The 5,115-nt window shown below is 75.7% G+C and carries 4 protein-coding genes; 2 read left to right on the forward strand and 2 right to left on the reverse strand.

The annotated features are described in order from the left end of the window. Positions 1–327 precede the first annotated feature (327 nt). Entirely contained in the window at positions 328–1,554 is a 1,227-nt protein-coding gene (locus VR45_RS38075) for a hypothetical protein (RefSeq protein WP_045944529.1), read from the reverse strand. A gap of 314 nt (positions 1,555–1,868) precedes the next feature. Here VR45_RS38075 and VR45_RS38080 point away from each other — a divergent pair, with 314 nt between their 5' ends. Together VR45_RS38080 and VR45_RS49620 are read left to right on the forward strand one after the other, a co-directional pair. Further along, entirely contained in the window at positions 1,869–2,522 is a 654-nt protein-coding gene (locus tag VR45_RS38080) for a GPP34 family phosphoprotein (protein WP_045944530.1), read from the forward strand. Positions 2,523–2,632: 110 nt separating this feature from the next. Beyond that, positions 2,633–3,334 carry a CPCC family cysteine-rich protein gene (locus VR45_RS49620; protein ID WP_078897403.1) on the forward strand — a complete coding sequence of 234 codons (702 nt, stop codon included), beginning with the start codon at positions 2,633–2,635 and terminating at the stop codon, positions 3,332–3,334. Between the two features lie 1,054 nt (positions 3,335–4,388). Here VR45_RS49620 and VR45_RS38090 read toward each other — a convergent pair. Beyond that, on the reverse strand, positions 4,389–4,802 hold the full coding sequence (locus tag VR45_RS38090) for a cupin domain-containing protein (RefSeq protein ID WP_045944532.1): 414 nt from the start codon (positions 4,800–4,802) through the stop codon (positions 4,389–4,391). Between the last annotated feature and the right edge of the window lie 313 nt (positions 4,803–5,115).

Raw genomic sequence — 5,115 nt, forward strand, 5'->3', positions numbered from 1 at the left:
ACAGCACCGCCAGGACGTCCGCGACCAGTTCCCCGTGCGGACGCCTCGCCTCCTGCCTGCCCCTCACCATCTCGCTCCCTGTTCCCGCCCTGTCCCGATCCGCTCGACCGGCACACCCCGCGCCGACAGGGCCGGCGGCCGGGGCCGCCCGGACCGGCGCGGTGAAGAAAACGCGCGGCCGACGGTGGGTGAGGTGTGCCTCGGTCGACTCTACGCGGACCGTCTGCGCACACCGCAAGGCAGTCGGGCCCGGCGCCGACCGGCCCCGTAGCGCCGGACCCGGCGGCTCAGGCGCGGGCCCGGCAGTTCAAGCGTCGACCCGGCGGTTCAGGCGCGGGCCGCGCCGGGGCGGTGCTCCTCGCAGAACCACCCCCCGGGGTAGAGCCGGGCACCCCGGCCGCAGGCGGGACCGTGGCCCGCCGAGCAGACCTCGCGTCGGACCGGGGCGATCTCCGGGCGCGGGATCCGCGCGGGGGCCGCCGCCGGCTCGGGGAACCAGATCGCCTCGCCGCTGTCGCGGGCCGGCAGGGCCGCGAACCTCCGGTGCCACCGCTCGGCCCGCTCGGCCCGGTCGGCCCGGTCGACGACGCAGCGGGTGTTCCGGCGGAGGTGGGGGCGCGGACCGGAGGCGGTGGAGCGGTGCGGCGCCGGCGCGCGGTCGACGGCACCGGCGGCCGCCTCCTCGGCGGACGCGAGCGTGCCGCCGCTGTCGAGAAAGGCCTCGCGGTCCTCGACCGAGGACCAGAAGCGGTGCACGCCCCGACCCGCCCTCACGGTGAGCGGGACGCAGCTCCCGGCGGCGATGTCGCGGACGAGGTCGTCGAACTGCCGGGGCCGGGGCCCCCACCGCGCGTGGCGGCGCCCGCAACTGCCCTGCCTGCGCGTGGGGCACGGCGCCGGCATGCGGTCGCAGAGCTCCAGGGTGAGGGCCCGCACGCCGCCGCGGACCAGCAGGTCGCGCTCCGCGCGCACGGCGGCCGCGGGCAGGTCGTCCGTCCTGGTCCAGTGGACCGCGTCGATCAGCGGCGACCTCGGGTCCACCGTGTGCCAGACCGCCGTGATGCCGTCGGCCCGGGCGGCGGCATCACGGCTGCGGGCGGCCGCGGCGGAAAGGTACGACAACTGTGGTTCGAACCCGTACCGTTGTCCGCCCGCGCCGGTGACGAGCACATCGGTCCGCCGCCTGCCGTTCGCGTCGACCACCCCCACCTCGGCGGTGTGACCGGCGCTCTCGGCCGCGCGGACGTACCGCTCCCGGTACGCCTCGCACACGTCGCTCCCGACGGACGGGCGGCGGTGCGGATTGTGGTGCGCGGCAATCCGGAGGCCCTGCCGCTCGAAGACGTACATCCAGGCCCGGGCACCCCGGGCGACCCGGCAGTCCGGGCAGTGGAGTCCGCGCTGGTCGACCGGCCTGCGGTCGCCGACCAGCCGCTCCCACAGGCCGGGGTGGGCGGGGTGCCCGAGGTCGTCGCGGTCCAGGTCGAGGGGGGCATTGACGAGAGCACAGAAGACGGGGTTGCGTTTGGAGGTTTCGCCGTCGAAATCATCCATGGCATCTCTTTCTCTGCCTTCGGCTACCGGGGTAGGCTCGGGTGAAAGGGTCCGCTGCTGCCATTCCAACGCGCGAACGCCCTTGAGGCTCCCGGATTCTGATCCCTCGCGGACAGTTGTCCTGATACGCGCGGGGATTCGGCGGGGATTCGGCTGTCCGTTCCCAGGAATGCGGTAATTCCTCGTACTTGCCCGATATTCACCGCGCCGGAATCGGCCACCCACAGCCGGTCTTCCAGTAGTCCTGTCGACGGAGGGCGACTCCGACCGCGGGGTGACGGATCGCGGGGGCCACCACCCTTATCGTCGAAGGCATGAGCCGAGCCCTGCATCTCTCCGGCTACCTGCTGGCCTTCGACACCCGGTCCCAGTCCTTGCAGGACCGCACCCGTGCCGGTTTCCTGGTCCGTGCCGCCGCCCTGGCCGAACTCGCCCACCGGGGCGCGGTCGCCGAGGACGGGGCGGGACACGTCCGGGTCGTCGCCGCCGACCCCACCGGGGACGGCGCCCTCGACGCGCTGCTCGCCGAGGCGGGCAGCGCGTCACGCAGCTGGAAGGCCTGGATCCGGCGCGACCGCGAGGACACCCTGGAGGCCGTCGAGCAACGGCTCGCGGTGCTCGGCGTGCTGACCGTCGCGGACCGCGCCCCCCACGGCCGGGTCGTGCCGCGGCGGCCGGTGGCGATGGACGACCCGCGCGAGGCCCTGGACCTCCAGGTGCGGGTGGCCGAGCTGGTCCGCGGCAGCACCCCGCCCGCCGAGGCGCCGTTCGCGGACGCGGTGCTCGCCGCCCTGGCCGCCCACGGGCACCTGCGCCTGGTGCTCACCCGCCACGACCGGAAGGCCCACGCCGACCGCGTCACCGCCCTCACCGACCGCCTCGCCACCACCGCGCCCGGCCTGGCCCACGCGGTGTCCGGGCTGCACCTGACCATGATCGCCGCCCAGGGCGGCATGGGCGGCGGCTGACCGGGCAACCGGGCAACCGACCGGACCGCTGCCCGAGCGGCCGCACCCGCCCAGCGCCGGTGCGGCAGAACTTGTTCGCCCCCGGTGGCCCGGTGGGCAAGACTGGCCCGGTGGACACCCGTCGCCCGTGCCCCTGCTGCGGCCTCCTCGTCCTCGACGCCGAAGCGGGCTGGCCCGGCTCCTCCGTCGTCTGCCCGGTCTGCACCTGGGAGGACGACGCGGTCCAGCTGCGCTGGCCGTTCGCACCGGGCGCCAACAGCGTCCCGCTGGTCGAGGCACAGCGGAACGTCGTGGCGTACGGCGCCTGCGACCAGCGCGGGCGGTTCTACGCCCGCCCGCCGGCGGCGGACGAGCCCGTCGATCCCGACTGGCGTCCGATCGACCCTGCGACGGACGCCTTCGAGGAGTACCGGGCCGACGGCTCCGTCCGCCCGTGGCCGGAGGACCGGTCCGTCCTGTGCTGGTGGCTCCCCACCTTCTGGGGTGCCCCCGAGGATCCGGACCCGGACCCGGACCGGCGGGTGCTGATCGACGTCGGCGCCGTCGTCGACGATCGGGACCTGCACGCCACCTTGCAGCGGGAGCTCGGTCTCCCGTCGTTCTACGGCGGGAACTGGAACGCCTTCCGGGACGCCGTCACCGGCCTGGTCGTCCTCCCCGCCGAAATCCGGTTCACCGGCTGGGCCGCCCTGGAGCGCCGTGCCCCGCACTCGGCGGCCGCTCTGCGCGAGCAGCTGGCGCAGTACCGGGAGGCCTTCGGGCGCTGTGTCGTCCACTACGACGGCGTGCCCGACGCACCGGCGGCGGACTGATCGGGTGCACCCGGCCGGGGCCGGGATCCGGGCGAGCGGGTCGCCGGGGGCCGCCGGGACCGCCGAGGCCCGGTCCGCAGGTCCGCGTCAAGATCCTCGGGGCGGTCCGGGCGGTCGGCGGCGTCGGCCCGTCAACGGAAAGCCGCAGGTCAAGGGGGTGATGCGGGCGACCGCCGACGGACTGCGGGGGGCGTGGCGTGCGTCTCATCACAGGCGCGACCAAGTTCGTTTCCGTCTCAATGTGGTGGGATGTGCGCACACAAGGTGATGACCGTTGGACGGGGGGTGTTCCATGCGGAACGGACTGTTCGGGCTCGGGCCCGACGCGGGGGCTGCGGATCTGGTGGCCGTGGGGCTGGTCCGGCTGGCCGTGGAGGAGCGGCTGGGGCTCGTGGAGGGCGCACCGCCGTGGCTGGGGCAGCTGCGGGCCGCCTCGTTCGCGGACGCCTGGCTGGCGTTCGCCGACCCGGCCGCGCCGGGGCTGCGGGTGCCGGCCGAGACGGTGCTGCGCGCGGTGGTGCTGCGGGCGGCCGAGCTGGTGCTCCGGCGTGAGGACGGGGACGGTCCGGCGGCGCTGGAGCGGCTGGGGCGGGAGTCGGCCGGGGCCCGGGAGTGGGCAGGGCTCACCGAGGTGTCGCACCCGGCCGAGCCGGACGCGCTCGTCCTGGTCTGGTACGGGGTGAAGATGGCGATGGCCGGTGCCGATCCGGTCGCGGCGGCCGAGCGGGAGACGCTGGGCGCCTGCATCCTCGAACGCGGCCGGGCCTATGTCCGCGAGCACTGCCGGCGCCAGGACATGCTCGCGCTCGTCCTGGCCTGCGCCCGCTCGGCGGCCGCGACGCTGGCGGAGCTCAGTGACGGCGACCGGGACCGGGCGCTGGCCGTGACGGGGTCCGGGACCGGGCGCTGGCCGTCCTCGACGAGCACGCCGCCCGGCACATGGCGCCCACCGCCCCGGTGCCGCTGTGGGTCCCGGGCCGACCGGGCCAGCTCGCGGGCTGAGCGGGCCGAGGGGGCCGGCTCGCGGACTGAGCGGAGCGCCGGCGCGCGGGGCTCAGGCGCCCGTGCCGCGGGCGAGGGCGTACTGCTCCTCGGTGACCGGCTCCAGCCAGGTCGTCCCAGGGCTGCCGTCCTCGGTGCCCTCCCAGGTGGCCAGGTGTTCCATGGCGCCGTCCGGCGCCGCGCCGTGCCAGTGCTCCTCCCCCGGCGGGCAGACCACCAGCTCGCCCGGCCGGGCCGCGAGGACCACGCCGGCGCGGGTGCCGATCAGGGCGGTCCCGGAGACCACGTGCAGGCTCTGTCCCAGCGCGTGGGAGTGCCAGTGGGTGCGTGCCCCGGGTGCGAAGCGGACCAGGCCGGCGCCTTTCCGGGACGGCGCCCCGCCGGAGTGGACCACGTCCCACCACACCTCGCCGGTGAACCACTCGGCCGGGGCCCTGCCGGTGGCCGCGGGCTGGGCGAACTCCATGATCATGTTCTCCAGTGGGGCGTGCCGAAGGAACTCCGCCGTTCGCACCGCCGTCGTTCACACCCGCCGCCGGTCGCGCCACGACGCTCGCACGCCGCCCGGCCGCCGAAAAGGGGACACTTCCGTCACACGCGGATTTCAGCGGGGGAGAAAACTCTCCCTCCCAGCGAACTTGCCGCAGGCGCCGGTGCGCGGGCACGCTGACCGCTGCCGATCCCGCCCCCACCAACGGCCGCCACTGCCACACTGGGGGCATGAGCACCTCAGGCGGCCGCCCGAAGGAACTCGGCGCGTTCCTCCGCACCCGCCGGGC

This window comes from Streptomyces sp. NRRL S-495, from assembly GCF_000966955.1.
In the GTDB taxonomy this organism is placed as follows: Bacteria; Actinomycetota; Actinomycetes; order Streptomycetales; family Streptomycetaceae; genus Kitasatospora; species Kitasatospora purpeofusca.